The sequence below is a fragment of the Rhodoferax sp. WC2427 genome, from assembly GCF_040822085.1.
Taxonomy (GTDB): domain Bacteria; phylum Pseudomonadota; class Gammaproteobacteria; order Burkholderiales; family Burkholderiaceae_C; genus Rhodoferax_B.
The window spans coordinates 600,134-616,784 of record NZ_CP162006.1 but is presented as its reverse complement, the minus strand read 5'-3'; the positions used below and the strand labels follow the sequence as shown (position 1 = coordinate 616,784).

Annotated in this window: 11 protein-coding genes; 7 read left to right on the top strand and 4 right to left on the bottom strand. The window is 64.7% G+C overall.

Going from position 1 to position 16,651, the window contains the following annotated elements; all coding sequences use genetic code 11:
• Positions 1-34 precede the first annotated feature (34 nt).
• The 4 genes from AB3G31_RS02920 to ffh form a co-directional block, all read right to left on the bottom strand.
• Complete coding sequence (locus AB3G31_RS02920; protein ID WP_367848720.1) at positions 35-1,603, bottom strand: methyl-accepting chemotaxis protein; 1,569 nt, start codon at positions 1,601-1,603, stop codon at positions 35-37.
• 78 nt (positions 1,604-1,681) lie between these two features.
• The gene (locus tag AB3G31_RS02915; protein ID WP_367848719.1) at positions 1,682-3,262 is read right to left on the bottom strand and encodes a methyl-accepting chemotaxis protein; all 1,581 of its coding nucleotides are present in this window, start codon (positions 3,260-3,262) and stop codon (positions 1,682-1,684) included.
• Positions 3,263-3,615: 353 nt separating this feature from the next.
• Positions 3,616-5,157: a methyl-accepting chemotaxis protein gene (locus AB3G31_RS02910; protein WP_367848718.1), complete on the bottom strand. Its 1,542-nt coding sequence runs from the start codon at positions 5,155-5,157 to the stop codon at positions 3,616-3,618.
• Positions 5,158-5,576: 419 nt separating this feature from the next.
• A complete protein-coding gene (gene ffh / locus AB3G31_RS02905) occupies positions 5,577-6,950 on the bottom strand; it encodes a signal recognition particle protein (protein WP_367848717.1) in 1,374 nt (457 codons plus the stop codon).
• Between the two features lie 123 nt (positions 6,951-7,073).
• Here ffh and AB3G31_RS02900 point away from each other — a divergent pair, with 123 nt between their 5' ends.
• The 7 genes from AB3G31_RS02900 to AB3G31_RS02870 all read left to right on the top strand — a co-directional run bounded on the left by AB3G31_RS02900 (position 7,074) and on the right by AB3G31_RS02870 (position 16,496).
• A complete protein-coding gene (locus AB3G31_RS02900) occupies positions 7,074-7,874 on the top strand; it encodes an inner membrane protein YpjD (protein ID WP_367848716.1) in 801 nt (266 codons plus the stop codon).
• On the top strand, positions 7,871-8,092 hold the full coding sequence (locus AB3G31_RS02895; RefSeq protein ID WP_367848715.1) for a PP0621 family protein: 222 nt from the start codon (positions 7,871-7,873) through the stop codon (positions 8,090-8,092). The genes AB3G31_RS02900 and AB3G31_RS02895 overlap by 4 nt, the downstream gene beginning before the upstream one ends.
• Positions 8,089-9,795, top strand: coding sequence for a PAS domain-containing sensor histidine kinase (locus AB3G31_RS02890; RefSeq protein ID WP_367848714.1), 1,707 nt, complete (start codon positions 8,089-8,091; stop codon positions 9,793-9,795). The genes AB3G31_RS02895 and AB3G31_RS02890 overlap by 4 nt, the downstream gene beginning before the upstream one ends.
• 77 nt (positions 9,796-9,872) lie before the next feature.
• The gene (locus AB3G31_RS02885) at positions 9,873-11,258 is read left to right on the top strand and encodes a sigma-54-dependent transcriptional regulator (protein ID WP_367850278.1); all 1,386 of its coding nucleotides are present in this window, start codon (positions 9,873-9,875) and stop codon (positions 11,256-11,258) included.
• Positions 11,239-11,850 (top strand): 1,6-anhydro-N-acetylmuramyl-L-alanine amidase AmpD, encoded by a 612-nt coding sequence (ampD, locus tag AB3G31_RS02880; protein WP_367848713.1) that lies wholly within the window; start codon positions 11,239-11,241, stop codon positions 11,848-11,850. The genes AB3G31_RS02885 and ampD overlap by 20 nt, the downstream gene beginning before the upstream one ends.
• A 376-nt stretch (positions 11,851-12,226) precedes the next feature.
• On the top strand, positions 12,227-15,151 hold the full coding sequence (locus tag AB3G31_RS02875) for a ribonucleoside-diphosphate reductase subunit alpha (protein ID WP_367848712.1): 2,925 nt from the start codon (positions 12,227-12,229) through the stop codon (positions 15,149-15,151).
• Positions 15,152-15,296: 145 nt separating this feature from the next.
• Complete coding sequence (locus AB3G31_RS02870) at positions 15,297-16,496, top strand: ribonucleotide-diphosphate reductase subunit beta (protein ID WP_367848711.1); 1,200 nt, start codon at positions 15,297-15,299, stop codon at positions 16,494-16,496.
• The last annotated feature ends 155 nt before the right edge of the window (positions 16,497-16,651 follow it).

Genomic DNA, 16,651 nt, shown 5'->3' with positions numbered 1-16,651 from the left:
TGTTGGAACGCCGCTGGACTGCCGCCTGGGGCGGTTAGCGCTGTAGCCGGAACACCCGCACGCTCTCCGACACCGCCTCCGACTGCCCGTGCAGCGCGGTGGCCGCGGCGGCAATCTGCTCGACCAACGCGGCGTTTTGCTGGGTGATGTTGTCCATCTGGGTGATGGCGTCATTCACCTGCGCAATGCCCTCCTGCTGCTCGCGCGAGGCGGCGCTGATTTCATTCACCAGCAAAGTCACCCGGCTCACCGAGGCCAGGGCGTCGCCCATGGTGACCTGGGCGGCGTCGGCCAGGCGGCTGCCGCTGTCCACCGTGGCGGCAGACTCGGCAATCAGGGTCTTGACCTCGCGCGCGGCCGAGGCCGTGCGCTGCGACAGCGCCCGCACCTCCGAGGCCACCACCGCAAAACCCCGCCCCTGGTCGCCCGCACGGGCCGCTTCCACGGCGGCGTTCAGGGCCAGAATGTTGGTCTGGAAAGCAATGCTGTCGATCACCTGGATGATCTCGCCGATACGGGCCGACGAGGCACTGATCTCGCGCATGGTGCGGGTGACGTCCTGCACCGCCTCGCCGCCGCGGCGGGTGACGGCATCGGCCTGCGCGGCCAGTTGGGCCGCCTGGATGGCGGAGTCGGTGTTCTGCCGTACGGTGGCGGTGAGTTGCTCCATCGAGGCGGCGGTTTGCTCCAGGTTGCTGGCCTGGCTTTCGGTGCGCTGCGACAGATCGTTGTTGCCCGCCGCAATCTCCTGGGTGGAAATCGACATGTTTTCCACCCCGGTGCGTGCATCGCGCACGATGGACAGCAGGTTGACGTTGAGCTGGTTCAGCGCCGCCGACAGGCTGCCCATGGCATCGGTGCCCTGGCTTTGCAGGCTCTGCGTCAGGTCCCCGGCGGCCATCCGGTTGGAGAAAGCCACCAGGCTCAGCAGCGGATCAATGGCCAAGGTCTTCAGCAGCCAGCCGCCCACCAGCCCGCACACCAGCACCGTGGGTACCGCCACCAGCGCCATGGAGCCCACCGAGGCCCCGCCGATGGCCACCCCTGCGGCCACGCCCAGGGCCGCCAGGGCCCCGGCAGCCAGGGTCAGCTTGCCCGCCAGCCCCAGCCTCAGCGCCGTGGCGATACGCCCGGCCAGGCTGTTGACCCGCACATGGCCGCCGTCCAGGCAGGTGATGCGCTGGCCCTGGGCCTTTTCGGCGCGCATGCGGGCGTACAGCGCGGTGGCGGCGTCGATGTCGGCGCGCAGGGGTTCGGTGCGCACCGACATGTAGCCGGTGGGCTGGGTGCCTTCCATCAGCGGCGTGACGTTGGCCCGCACCCAGTAGTAGCTGCCGTCCTTGCGCCGGTTCTTCACCATCGCCGACCAGGGCCGCCCGCTCTTGATGGTGGCCCACATGTCCCGATAGGCCTCTTCGGGCATGTCCGGGTGGCGAATCAGGTTGTGCGGCTGCCCCAGCAACTCGTCGCGGCTGAAGCCGCTGACCTCGATGAAGTACGGATTGCAGTAGCGGATGTTGCCCTGCAGATCGGTCGTAGACACCAAGGTCTGCCCACTGGGGAAGGGATATTCCTGGTTCAGAATGGGTTGGTTGTTGCGCATCAAGATCCTCATCGGTTGGTCAACGGTAAAGCTGGTTCCGTGGTGGTGTTGAGGCCCCACCGGCCTGGCATCTCCCGCCTATCGCAGCCTTGGCAGATCCACGCCGTGGGGCAGCGTGAACACCGCCACCGAGGCCACCAGATCCTCTGCCTGCGTCTTCATACTGCCGGCCGCGGCAGCCATTTCTTCCACCAGGGCGGCGTTTTGCTGGGTCACGTGGTCGATCTGGACCACCGCCTCGCCAACCTGCGCAACGCCTGCGCTTTGTTCGTTGCTGGCGGCGCTGATCTCACCGACGATGTCGGTGACCCGGCGGATGGCAGATACCACCTCGGCCATGGTGGTGCCCGCCTTGTCCACCAGCACCGTGCCCTGGGCCACCCGGTCCACGCTGGCGCTGATCAGCAGCTTGATTTCCTTGGCCGCATCGGCGCTGCGCCCGGCCAGCGACCGCACCTCGCTGGCCACCACCGCAAAGCCCCGGCCCTGCTCGCCCGCGCGGGCGGCTTCCACCGCGGCGTTCAGGGCCAGGATGTTGGTCTGGAAGGCGATGCCGTCGATCACGCCGATGATGTCGGCAATCTTTTGGGAGCTGGCGTTGATGCCCTGCATGGTGGTCACCACCTCGGCCACGACGGCGCCGCCCTGCACGGCCACGGTGCTGGCGCGCTGGGCCAGCTGGTTGGCCTGGACCGCGCTGTCGGCGTTTTGCCGCACGGTGGCGCTGAGCTGCTCCATCGAAGCGGCGGTTTCCTCCAGTGCGCTGGCCTGTTGCTCGGTGCGGGCGCTGAGGTCGTGGTTACCCTGGGCAATTTCGGCGCTGGCGGTGGCCACACTTTCCGAACCCACGCGCACCTGGGTAACCAACCGCACCAGGCTGGCCTGCATGCTTTGCAATTGCGCCATCAGGCTGGTGGCGTCACCCGCACGCAGTTGGATCTGCACACCCAGATCGCCCGCGGCCACGCTCTGCGCCAGGGCGGTGGCAGTGGCGGGCTCGGCGCCCAATTGGCGCAAGATGGAGCGGTTGATGAGCGTGCCGACCGCCGCGGCCAACAGCACACTGAAGAGCCCAAAGCCGATCAGCAGATTGCGCGCCTGGTGGTAGTCGTCCATCGCCCCGCGGTATTCTGCGTCGTTGTCCTCCTGCTGGAGGCGGATGTTGTCGGCAATCGCCTCCTGCCACTGCGTGGTGGCCGGGCCCGCCTCCTTGAGCAGCAGCGCGGTGGCCTCGGCAGGCTTGTCGGCCATGCCCAGGGCGAGGACCTGGTTGTTCAGCGCACGGGCGGTCTGGGCGACCTGGGCAATCTTGGCGCGCAAGGCCTTGCCGCTTTCGCTGGGCGGAAACTTTTGCAGTGCCTGCCAGGCCTTGTCGTAGCCGTCACGCGCCTCGGCGATCTTGCCCATCTCCCGGTCTTTGGCGGCTTTGTCGTCCAGCAGCGCAATGGTGCGGATGACGCGGGCAACGACATGCACGTCCTGCGACAAACTGGTGTTGAACGCAATCTTGGCGTTGTTGACCGTGACCACGGTCTCCAGGTCGCTCGCCACGGCGGACAGCTTGTACAGGGCCAGCCCCGCCGACAGCAGCGACAGCACCACCACCAGACTGAAACCGAGGTTCAAGCGGGTGCTGACCTTCAATGCGGAGAGTTGCATGGCAGAGAGTCCTTTCAATCGGGGCAGAAGCCGTCCGCAAAGATGTGCGGCACAGGCCCAGCCTGTAACTCCCCATCTGCGACCCGTAACTGATAGTAACTATTTTGTGGGTAGCTTTGGCTACGGAATGGTGTCTTTTTACACCAATTTTTCATCCCATGCCAGCCACCCAAAAGCTATATAAAAAATAGCTGGTTACGCCCTTTGGATAAGCGCTAGATGCCTAAAAGGCACTCCAGACGCAAAGACGGTGCTTCCTGCGGCACCAGGATGCCAGCGCGGCCAAACCGCAGGCATTGCGCCTGCAAGGTGGGCAGATAGACATGCGCAGCGCTGAGCCTGGCGTTGTGCCTTTACTTCAGTACAAACACCGCCACCGCGTCCACCAGGTCTTGCGCCTGGCCCCGCATGCTGCTGGCGGCGGCCGCCATTTCTTCCACCAGCGCGGCGTTTTGCTGGGTGGCCTGGTCCATCTGGGTCACGGCCTCGCCCACCTGGGACACCCCCAGGCTTTGCTCGCGGCTGGCGGCACTGATCTCGCCCATGATGTCGGTGGCACTGCGGATGGCAGACACCACCTCGGCCATGGTGGTGCCCGCCTTGTCCACCAGCACCGTGCCCTGGGCCACCCGGTCCACGCTGGCGCTGATCAGCAGCTTGATTTCCTTGGCCGCATCGGCGCTGCGCCCGGCCAGGGAGCGCACCTCGCTGGCCACCACCGCAAAGCCCCGGCCCTGCTCGCCCGCCCGGGCGGCTTCCACGGCGGCGTTCAGGGCCAGGATGTTGGTCTGGAAGGCGATGCCGTCGATCACGCCGATGATGTCCGAGATCTTTTTCGAGCTGTCGTTGATGCCCCGCATGGTGGTCACCACCTCGGCCACCACCGCGCCGCCCTGTACCGCCACGGTGCTGGCGCGCTGGGCCAGCTGGTTGGCCTGGGCCGCGCTGTCGGCGTTTTGCCGCACGGTAGAGCCCAGCTCTTCCATGCTGGCTGCAGTTTGCTCCAGCGCGCTGGCCTGGTGTTCGGTGCGGGCGCTCAGGTCGTGGTTGCCCTGGGCAATTTCGGCGCTGGCGGTGGACACGCTCTCCGAACCCTGTCGCACCGTGGCCACCACCTGCGACAGGCTGGCCTGCATGGCGGCCAGGGCCTGCATCACCACCGCGACTTCGTCTTTGCCCGAGGTGTCGATGGCCTGGTTCAAATGCCCCTGCGCCACCGCGTTGGCCACTTCGCCCGCCCGCAACAGCGGCCCGGTGATGCCGCGCATCAGGGTGTAGCCAAACAGGGCTGCAAACACGATACCCGCCAGGATGGACGCAATCGAGGTGGCGCGGATGGCGGCATAGCGGGCCACGGCATCTTCGAAGTCGCGCTGGCTATCGGCCTGGGCCAGCCCCAGCAGGCCGCTGATATCGATAAAGATGGGGTCGAACAAATCGCCAAACTTGCGCACCGCCAGCACGCGCGCCGTGGCGACGTCTTCATCGGCCAGGGCCTGCAGCGCGGGGCGCAGACCCTCCTGCATGATTTTTTGCTGTTTGGCGGCAATGGCTTTGACGAGGGTATCGCCGCCCGGGCCCATGGGGGTCGCCTCCAGCGCGGCCCAGACCTTATTCACCCGGAGGATATTGGCCTCGGCCTCGGCCGTGGCCTTGGCAATCTTCTCGGGCACCGGCGACAGCAAGGCGTTGGAGATCAGTTGCCGGTTGCGCATGGTCAAAAACTGGAATTCGGCCACCGCGCTCTGGGTCTGCATGCGGTTGCGGTACATCGACTCCATGGCCGCATTGGATTTGGCAATGCCCAGCAACCCCAGCGCCCCCACCGCCACCAGCAAAGCCGACAACACCCCCACCAGCACCAGCAGCCGGGTCGAAATTTTCAGGTTTTTCATGAGCTGGGTCTCTGCCGCAAAATGTAAGTAATTGTTAAGAATAACCCAATATCCCCGCTACAACCGGGTAAAGCTGCCCGCCTAGGGTTTAACCGGATGCCCGACCGGCCTCTGGAATTTGCTATGCAAAAGATAGCTTTTTGTGCCGATGGAATAAGCGCGAATGGCTGAAAATATCTACTATTTTCAATGGGGCGGGTTTTGCGCACGAAAGGCCCCGGCATAGGCCGCCCGGGCTACGCCGCCCAATGCAGGCCAGCCCCCGGGTGGACGAGCCCGGCTTTGCCCGCGCGGTGGAACAGGCCTACCGGGCGGTGTTTGCCCGGTGGCTGAAAAATACCGAAATGCTATCGAATAAGTAGCTGCTCGTGCTGATGGAATAAGCGCTGGCAGCCTAATTTATTAGTAAGAAGAGATGCCTAGAACTTGGGCATGCCGCCGCCACCCAGGCCCTTCATGCCGCCCATGCGCTTGATCATCTTCATCATGCCGCCGCCCTTCATCTTCTTCATCATGTCCTGCATCTGGCTGAACTCGTTGAGCATGCGGTTGACCTCTTGCACCTGGACGCCGGCACCGGCGGCGATGCGCCGTTTGCGGGTGGCTTTGATGAGGTCGGGCTTGCGGCGCTCCAGCGGGGTCATGCTGTAGATGATGCCTTCCTTGCGGCGGATGTCGCGCTCGGCCTTGTCCATGTCCATGGAGCCGGCCTTGGCGGCCATCTGGGCGGGCAGTTTGTCCATCAGGCTGGACAGGCCGCCCATTTGCTTCATCTGCTGGATCTGGCTGAGGAAGTCGTTCAGGTCGAAGCTTTCGCCGCTTTTGACCTTAGCGGCCAGCTTTTGCGCCGCCGCCATGTCGACACCGGCGGTGACCTGCTCGACCAGGGCCAGGATGTCGCCCATGCCCAGCACCCGCCCGGCGTGGCGTTCGGCATCGAACACCTCCAGGCCGTCGATCTTTTCGCTGGTACCGGCAAACTTGATGGGCACGCCGGTGACGTGGCGCACCGACAGGGCCGCACCGCCGCGCGAGTCGCCGTCGGTCTTGGTGAGGATGATGCCGGTGAGCGGCAGCGCATCGGAGAAGGCCTTGGCGGTGTTGATCGCGTCCTGGCCCTGCATGGCATCGACCACGAACAGGGTTTCGACGGGTTTGAGGAAGGCGTGCAGGTCCTTGATTTCGCGCATCAGCACTTCGTCAATGGCCAGGCGGCCCGCGGTGTCGACCAGCAGCACATCAAAATAGTGTTTGCGGGCGTAGTCGATGGCGGCGGCGGCAATGTCCAGCGGCTTCTGGTCGGGCGTGCTGGGGAACCACTCGGCCCCGGCCTGCTTGGTAACCATCTTCAGCTGCTCGATGGCGGCCGGGCGGTACACGTCGCCCGACACGGTGAGCACCTTCTTCTTGCGCTTCTCGATCAGGTGCTTGGCCAGCTTGGCGGTGGTGGTGGTTTTACCCGCGCCCTGCAGACCGGCCATCAGGATCACGGCGGGCGGCTGGGTGGCCAGGTTGATGTCGCTGACGCCTTCGCCCATGGTGCGGCTGAGTTCGCGGTTGACGATGCCCACCAGCGCCTGGCCGGGCGACAGCGAACCCATCACCTCCTGGCCCAGGGCTTTTTCTTTCACCCGCGCAATGAAGTCGCGCACCACCGGCAGGGCCACGTCGGCCTCCAGCAGGGCCATGCGCACTTCGCGCAGCATGTCGGCCACGTTGGACTCGGTGATGCGGGCCTGGCCCCGGATTTCCTTGACCAGGCGGGAGAGTTTGTCGGTAAGAGCGGAGGCCATAAAAGAAGTGTCCGGGGAGGGTTAACGTGAAACGACTGTCGTGGCTCGGGGTGCCCTGCACCCGAGTCCATGAAAGTTAGGTGGGCGAAAAAAGGGGAAAGGGTGAAACGCTAAACTTCGCCCATGATTTTAACGACCGCGCCCCTGGCCACCGTGCTGCTGTTTGCCGCCACGGCACTGGCCTATGCCGTGCCTGCCGTGGGCGCCGGTGCCCTGAGCATGCGCGCCAGCCGGGGGGCCCTGTGGCTGGCCTGGTTGCTGCACGCCCTGGTGCTGAGCCTGGGCCTGTTTGGCACGCCGCCACGGTTTGGCTTTGCCCCGGCGCTGTCGGTCACGGCCTGGCTCGTACTGACGGTGTACGCAGTGGAAAGCCATGTGTTCCCGCAACTGCGGGCCCGCTGGGCACTGGCCGGGCTGGGTGCGGTGGCGGTGCTGCTGGCGCTGCTGTTTCCGGGCACGCCGCTGCACGAGATGGCCTCGCCCTGGCTGCCGCTGCACTGGGCGCTGGGCATTGCCTCGTATGGACTGTTTGCGGCGGCGGTACTGCATGCCTGGCTGATGACCCGGGCCGAACGCCAGATGCGCCTGGCGGCCGACTCGCCCAGTGGCATCCCGCTGCTGACGCTGGAGCGGCTGACGTTTCGGCTGGTGAGCGCGGGCTTTGTGCTGCTGTCGGCCACGCTGCTGGTGGGCTGGCTGTTTGGCGAACAGCTCTACGGCATCCACGGCTGGAAGTGGAGCCACAAAACCGTGTTTTCGGTGCTGTCCTGGCTGACCTTTGCGGTGCTGCTGCTGGGCCGCAGCCGCTTTGGGTGGCGTGGCCGCAAGGCCGTGCGGGTGCTGTATGCCGGGGCCGGGCTGCTGCTGCTGGGCTATGTGGGCTCGCGTTTTGTGCTGGAAGTGGTGCTGGGGCGGGTCACATGAAGTTGCTGATCGTCTTGCTGGCCGTGTTGCTGGGCGTGTGGCTGTGGCGCTCGCGGCGGCCCCCCGCCAAACCCTCCAAGCCCACCCAGGCATTGCAGGAAATGGTGCCCTGCAAGGTGTGCGGCCTGCTGTTGCCGCAAACCGAGGCCCTGACCACTGCGCATGGCGTCTACTGCAGCCCGGCCCACCGCGCGCAGGCGGAGCAGGCCCCACGGTGACGCCCGCCAGCCCCGCCGCGCACTTGGCAGAGCCCGACCCGCTCGCCCTGGCGCGGATTTGGTACGGCTTCATGACGGCCCGGGTGACGATTGCCCTGGCCATTCTGGTCTGGCATGGCGCGCTGCTGGCATTGGGCCAGGCCGTGTCGCCCTGGCTGCTGCTGTTTTGCAGCGGCTACCTGGCCAGCGCCCTGACACTGCGCCTGACCGGGCGGCCCAGCCACTCCGAGCAACCCGCCAAACGCTTCTGGATCGGCACGGTGGGGGTGGACGCCCTGGTGTTCTCCACCCTGCAGCTCATGCAGTCGGGTGGCAGCGTCAATTACAGCCCGCTGCTGGGCCTGCCGGTGCTGCTGGCCGCCGTGCTGGGCCGGCGCGCCATCGCCCTGGGCACGGCGGCCGGCATGACCCTGCTGCTGCTGCTGCTGGACATCTGGAAGCTGTACACCCGCCAGGCGGGTGACGAAGCCGCCCTTTTCATGCAAAGCGGCCTGACCGGCATGGGCTATTTTGTGGCGGCTTTTCTGGTCAACCAGCTGGCCGCCCGGCTGGAGCGCGAAGAGCAGCTGGCGCAGCGCAGCCAGCAAGACGCGCAGCTGCAAACCCGGGTCAACGAGCTGGTGATCGAAACCCTGACCGATGGCGTGCTGGTGGTCGATGCCAGCGGCAGCACCCGTGCGGCCAACCCGGCGGCCCGTCTGCTGCTGGGCACCGACAGCCGCCAGGGTCTGGCACCGTTGCAGCTGGGTAGCCAGCCCGGTTGGCAGGCGCTGCTGGCGCTGGCGCAAAAGACCTTTGCCGAAGACAACCCGCAGCAGGCCGACATCCGCATCCAGCACACCGGCCGCAGCCCGCGCCGGGTGCGGGTGCGCACCCGCATGACGGAGGCCATCGAGGGGCAGACCGACAGCCTGTGCGTGATGTTTCTGCACGATCTGCGCGAAATGGAGGCCCGGCTGCGCACCGAAAAAATGGCCGCCATGGGCCGCATGTCGGCCGCCGTGGCCCATGAAATCCGCAACCCGCTGGCGGCCATCACCCAGGCCAACGCCCTGCTGGAAGAGGAACTTAGCGACCCGGCGCAGCAGCGGCTGACCACCATGGTGCGGCACAACGCCCAGCGCCTGGCCAAAATTGTCGACGAGGTGCTGGAGATTGCCCGGGTGCCGGTGCGCTCCGGGCTCCACAGCGCGCCCTTGCAAATCAAGCTGGACGAGGCGGTGGACAGCATCTGCCGCGACTGGTTGCAACAGGACCCGGCCCGGCGCAAGGTGCAGGTGGTGCTGGGCACCCTGGGTTTGCCGGTGGACTTTGATCCCGACCACCTGCGCCGCGTGCTGGTCAATCTGCTCGACAACGCCCTGCGCTACGAGAGCGGGCAGGTGGGGGCCGTCCAGGTTGGCACCCGGCTGCTGCCCAGCCGCCAATCCAGCCTGCTGGTATGGAGCGATGGCCCGCCGATGGAGCACACGGTGGAGCAGCACCTGTTCGAGCCTTTTTTCAGCTCAGAGAGCCGATCCAGCGGTTTGGGTCTGTATATTTGCCGGGAACTGTGCGAACGCCACCGCGCCAGCATCGGCTACCAGCGCACCAGCCGCGAGCGCGGCGGCCTGGCGGTGCAGGGCAACGAGTTTTTTGTGCAGTTTCGTCCGCCCAAGCCGAGCACCCTGGTGGCGCGCCCTTTTGACATCCAACCGGTCTGACCCATCTACCTATGGCCCAGCCCCCTTCAATCTTGGCAGCATCCGTCCTGGTGGTGGACGACGAGCCCGACCTGCGCATGCTGTACGAGCTGACCTTGCTGCGCGAGGGCTACCGCATCGACACCGCCGCCGACCTGCAGGAAGCCCGCGCACTGCTGGAGCGCAAGCGGTTTGACGTGGTGATCACCGACATGCGCCTGCCCGACGGCCTGGGCCTGGCCCTGCTGCATGGCCTGAAAGCCCAGCAGCGGCCAGAGCGCGTCATCGTCATGACCGCCTATGGCTCGGCCGAGAACGCGGTCGAGGCGCTGAAGGCCGGGGCCTTCGACTACCTGACCAAGCCGGTGGATTTGAAACAATTCCGTGCCGTGGTGGCCTCGGCCATCCAGGACACCAGCCAGTCCGCACGCGCCGCAACTACTAACGAAAAAGCCTCCTTGCGCTTATCTGGTGGGCAGGGAGCGCTACAAAAATTGGTAGGAAGCTCGGAGGCCATGCAAGGCGTCAAGCAGCGCATCGTGAAAGTGGCGCGCAGCATGGCACCGGTGCTGGTGCGCGGCGAATCGGGCACCGGCAAGGAATTGGTGGCCCAGGCCCTGCACGCCAACAGCCACCGCGCCGCCGGGCCGCTGGTGGCGGTGAACTGCAGCGCCATCCCCGAGAACCTGCTGGAGGCGGAGTTCTTTGGGGCCAAGAAGGGCTCGTACACCGGCGCACTGCAAGACCGGCAGGGCTACTTCCAGGCGGCCCGCGACGGCACGCTGTTTCTGGACGAGATTGGCGACCTGCCGCTGGCCATGCAGTCCAAGCTGCTGCGCGCCATCCAGGAGCGCAGTGTGCGCCCGCTGGGCTCCACCCAGGAGGACGCGGTGGACGTGCGCATCGTCAGCGCCACCCACAAGGACCTGGCCGCCGATGTGAAGGCCGGCCGCTTCCGGCAAGACCTGTACTACCGGCTGAATGTGATTGAAATCGCCGTGCCCCCGCTGCGTGAGCGCCGGGGCGATCTGCCCGCGCTGTGCGAGGCACTGCTGGCCCGCATCGCCCTGGAGTCCGGCATGCCGGTGCCGCTGCTGTCACCCGAACTGCTGGCGCAACTGGCCAGCCATCCGCTGAGCGGCAATGTGCGCGAGCTGGAAAACCTGCTGCACCGCGCCGTGGCCATGGGTGACGGCGATGCCTTACACGTCGATTTCAATGCCGACTTTGATGCCACCGAGCCCACACCGCTGGCGCAGAGCAGCCTGCTGGCGGCTGCCGCGCCCTGCGCCGAGATCCCCAGCGACCTGCAGGCCTTTCTGGACCAGCAGGAGCGCGAGATTCTGGTCAAGGTGCTGCTGGACACCGGCTTCAACCGCACCGCCACGGCCCAACGCCTGGGCCTGAGCCTGCGCCAGATCCGCTACCGCATTGAGCGCCTGAACATCGCCACCCCGCAAGACAATGAACCCCAAGACCTCTGAGACACCGCGCACACCGCAAGCCCCGCTGTGGCGCAATGGCTGGTATCGGTTTGCGCACCCACAGCCGTCGCCCAACTTCGGCCTCCGGCCCACTGGTGCGCGCACCGACCTGGTGGTGGTGCATTCCATCAGCCTGCCGCCGGGCCAATACGGCGGTGACCAGGTGCAGGCCCTGTTTGGCAACACCCTGGACTGGAGCGCCCACCCGTACTTTGAAAGCATCCGCGGCCTGCAAGTATCGGCCCACTTCTATATCCGCCGCCAGGGCGAGCTGTGGCAGTTCGTCAGTGCCGACGACCGGGCCTGGCATGCCGGTGCCTCGCAGTACCGGGGCCGCAGCAACTGCAACGACGACTCCATCGGCATCGAACTCGAAGGCCTGGAGGGCCAGCCCTTTGAACCGGAACAGTACGACACCCTGGTCAGCCTGCTGGCCGCGCTGGTGCCCGCCTACCCCATCCGCCATGTGGCAGGCCACGAGCACATCGCGCCGGGCCGCAAGCACGATCCAGGGGCCGGATTCAGCTGGCAGACCGTGCAGCGCGGCACTGGCTGGGACGCGCGTTGCTTTCCACCGGAAGTCCAAAAATAAAAATGTAACAATGCAGGCCCTTTGGCGCAGCCCCCGCAACGCAAAAGCCAGGCATTACGCCGTTTTGCAGGGCAAATGCCCCGCCAAGCCGCTTGTTTACTGGGTGCGCATACCGCCTGCCTGATGGGACAACGCTTACCGGGCGATTGCCATCGCCTGGTCTGCAAAGCCCCCCGGCCACAGTCGCCATCCAGGCCGAGATACACTAGCGGTAGTGGCTTGAATTGAGTTCAGACCCTATATATAGTGTCTGACTTGCATTGCAAAGTCCCCCCATTCCATGGCATCGAGGGGTTCTTTCTTGCTTTTTGCAGAGATCCCTCGCCAGTTTCAGCCCGCCCATTTCACTCCTACCGTCAGCCCCCCCAAGGAAACCATGCAACCTGCATTGAACACCCCCTCCGCCGTCCCGCCGCTGCAACCGACCCTGCGCCCTGGCGACCGCAGTGACACCAGCGCCCCCGAAATGCTGGCGCACTACCAGATCATTCGCCGCAACGGCGCCGTGGTGCCGTTCGAGCCGGGCAAAATTGCCATCGCCATGATGAAAGCCTTCCTGGCCGTGCATGGCACGCAGGGCGCGGCTTCGGCCAGCGTGCGCGAAGTGGTGGATACGCTGACGCAAGGCGTGGTGCGCGCGCTGGTGCGCTCGCGTCCCGGTGGCGGCACCTTCCACATCGAAGACGTGCAAGACAATGTCGAACTGGGCCTGATGCGTGGTGGCCACCATGAAATCGCCCGCGCCTATGTGCTGTACCGTGAGCGCCACACGCAAGAGCGCGCCAAGCAGGTCGCCGAGCAGACCCCTGCCGCCCCCGTGCTGCACGTGCTGGATGACGGCCAACGTGTAGCCCTGGACACCGCCCGCCTGCAACAGCTGATCGAACAGGCCTGCGCCGGTCTGGGCAGCGAAGTCACCGCTGCGCCCATCGTGGCCGAGACCATGCGCAACCTGTACGACGGCGTGCCCATGGAAGAGGTCTACAAGGCCGCCATCCTGGCCGCCCGCACCCTGATCGAAACCGATCCCGACTACACCTACGCCACCGCCCGCCTGCTGCTGCACACCATCGCCAAAGAGGTGCTGGGTGCCGACCTGACGCAGGCCGAACTGGCCGCGAAGTATGTGGACTACTTCCCCCAGTACATCCAGAAGGGTGTGGACAACGAGCTGCTGGATGCCGCCCTGCTGACCTACGACCTGCCCCAGTTGGCTGCCGCCCTGAAGCCCCAGCGCGACCTGCAGTTTGACTACCTCGGCCTGCAAACCCTGTACGACCGCTACTTCCTGCACGTGCGCAAGACCCGCATCGAGCTGCCCCAGGCCTTCTTCATGCGCGTGGCCATGGGCCTGGCGCTCAATGAGACGAACCGCGAAGCCCGCGCCATCGAGTTCTACGAAGTGATGTCGTCGTTCGACTTCATGTCCAGCACGCCCACGCTGTTCAATAGCGGCACGCTGCGGCCCCAGCTCTCCAGCTGCTACCTGACCACTGTGCCCGACGACCTGGACGGCATCTACGAATCCATCAAGGAAAACGCGCTGCTGTCGAAGTTTGCCGGCGGCCTGGGCAACGACTGGACCCGTGTGCGCGCCCTGGGCAGCCACATCAAGGGCACCAACGGCGAATCCCAAGGCGTGGTGCCGTTCCTGAAGGTCGTCAACGACACCGCCGTGGCCGTGAACCAGGGCGGCAAGCGCAAGGGTGCAGTCTGCACCTACCTGGAAACCTGGCACCTGGACATCGAAGAGTTCCTGGAGCTGCGCAAGAACACCGGCGACGACCGCCGCCGCACCCACGACATGAACACCGCCAACTGGGTGCCCGACCTGTTCATGCGTCGCGTCATGGAAGGCGGTAGCTGGACCCTGTTCTCGCCTAACAACGTGCCCGACCTGCACGACAAGTTCGGTGCCGAATTCGAAGCCGCCTACGTGACCTACGAAGCCCGTGCCCAGCGCGGTGAAATCAAGCCTTCGCGCACCCTGCCCGCCAGCGACCTGTGGCGCAAGATGCTGACCATGCTGTTCGAAACCGGCCACCCCTGGATCACATTCAAGGATGCCTGCAACGTGCGCAGCCCCCAACAGCACGTGGGTGTGGTGCACTCCAGCAACCTGTGCACGGAAATCACGCTGAACACCAGCGACACCGAAACGGCCGTCTGCAACCTGGGCTCGGTCAACTTGCTGCAACACATTGCCAATGGCGCGCTCGACCATGCCAAGCTGCAAAAGACCATCACCACGGCCATGCGCATGCTGGACAACGTGATCGACATCAACTACTACGCCGTCACCAAGGCCCGCACCTCCAATATGCTGCACCGCCCGGTTGGCCTGGGTTTGATGGGCTTCCAGGACAGCCTGTACGCGCTGCGTATCGCCTACGCCAGCGAGGCCGCCGTGGCCTTTGCCGACACCTCGATGGAAGCCATCTGCTACTACGCCTACTGGGCCTCCAGCGAGTTGGCCAAAGAACGCGGCCAGTACTCCAGCTACAAGGGTTCGCTGTGGGACCAGGGCATCCTGCCGCTGGACACCCTGGACCTGCTGTCGCAGGCCCGTGGTGGCTATGTGGATGTGGACCGCTCGTCCACCCTGGACTGGGGCAGCCTGCGCCAGAAAATCCAGGCGGACGGCATGCGCAACTCCAACTGCGTGGCCATTGCCCCCACCGCCACCATTTCCAACATCATTGGCGTGGATGCGTCGATCGAACCCTGCTTCGGCAACCTGTCGGTCAAGTCCAATTTGTCGGGTGAATTCACCGTCATCAACAGCTATCTGGTGCACGACCTGAAACGCCTGGGCCTGTGGGACAACGTGATGCTGATGGACCTGAAGCACTTTGACGGTTCGCTGCAGTCCATCGACCGCGTGCCCAATGAAATCAAGGCGCTGTACCGCACCGCATTCGAAGTGGAAACCACCTGGCTGGTGGAAGCCGCGTCGCGCCGCCAGAAGTGGATCGACCAGGCCCAGTCGCTGAACATCTACATGGCCGGTGCCTCGGGCAAGAAGCTCGACGACACCTACAAACTGGCCTGGACGCGTGGCCTGAAAACCACCTACTACCTGCGCACCCGCAGCGCCACCCACGTCGAGAAATCGACCGTGGCTGCAGGCCGCATGAACGCCGTGTCATCGGGGCAGGCACCCGGCCAAAAAATGAGCACCATTGACACCGCCGCCATGGCCGCCCGCCAGCAAATGAACGCCGATACCCTCAGCGCCAACCCCGCCACGGACATCAAGTTTTGTGCGATCGATGACCCGGGTTGCGAAGCCTGCCAGTAAGCCTGTTGGTCGATCGGCCATCGCATCGTAAAAAGCCTGTTTTTACGATGCGATTGAGCAACAAACCCCCTGAAAATAGCCGCATTGGAAATGAATACTTTTCATTTTTCAGTGCTGCTCTCATAATCCTAGCATTGGAAAATTTATGTTGACCTGGGACGAAGAAGTCAAGCCCTCTCCGCTATCTGCAGCTCCCCTCGGTTTACCCACCAGCCGTGTGGAACCCCACGCAGTTTTTCCGGCAGAAACACCCTCGGCGCCCCCTTCCGCAGCCCCCTCGGCGATGGACACGGCCACCGCCCACGTGGCTGTGCAAGCCACCGCAGCGCGCCGCGTCAACGCTGCCGACAAGCGCATCATCAACGGCCAGACCGACGTCAACCAGTTGGTGCCATTCAAGTACAAATGGGCATGGGAAAAGTACCTGGCCTCCTGCGCCAACCACTGGATGCCGCAAGAGGTCAACATGACCCGCGACATCGCCCTGTGGAAAGACCCGAACGGCCTGACCGAAGACGAGCGCCGCATCGTCAAGCGCAACCTCGGCTTCTTCGTCACCGCCGACTCGCTGGCCGCCAACAACATCGTGCTGGGCACCTACCGCCACATCACCGCTCCCGAATGCCGCCAGTTCCTGCTGCGTCAGGCGTTTGAAGAAGCCATCCACACCCACGCGTACCAGTACATCGTGGAGTCACTGGGTCTGGACGAGAGCGAGATCTTCAACGCCTACAACGAAGTCGCGTCGATCCGCAACAAAGACCAGTTCCTGATCCCTTTTATCGAAGCGATCATGGACCCCAACTTCCACACCGGCACCACGGAGACCGACCAGACACTGCTCAAGTCGCTGATCGTGTTTGCCTGCCTGATGGAAGGCCTGTTCTTCTACGTGGGCTTCACGCAGATCCTGGCCCTGGGCCGCCAAAACAAGATGACCGGTGCGGCAGAGCAGTACCAGTACATCCTGCGCGACGAGTCCATGCACTGCAACTTCGGCATCGACCTGATCAACCAGCTCAAACTGGAAAATCCGCACCTGTGGACAGCCGACTTCAAGGCCGAGATCAAAGACCTGTTCATGCGGGCCGTCGAACTGGAATACCAGTACGCAGAAGACACCATGCCGCGTGGCGTGCTGGGCATGAACGCATCCATGTTCAAGGGCTATCTGCGCTACATCGCCAACCGCCGCGCCACCCAGATCGGCCTGGAAGCCTGCTTCCCGCACGAAGAGAATCCGTTCCCGTGGATGAGCGAAATGATTGACCTGAAGAAAGAGCGCAATTTCTTCGAAACCCGCGTGATTGAATACCAATCGGGCGGTGCGCTTTCTTGGGACTGAACGCCATCACGTCCATGCTTTTAAATACCGCGCAAACCCCGACCTGCACGCAGGTGCGGGCAAGTTTTGCGCCCCCGAGTCCATGGTGCTGGGCAGCCGCCCAACACCATGCATCGCTCTATGCCTAACAATCGGTATAAAGTGCTCTTTGTAAA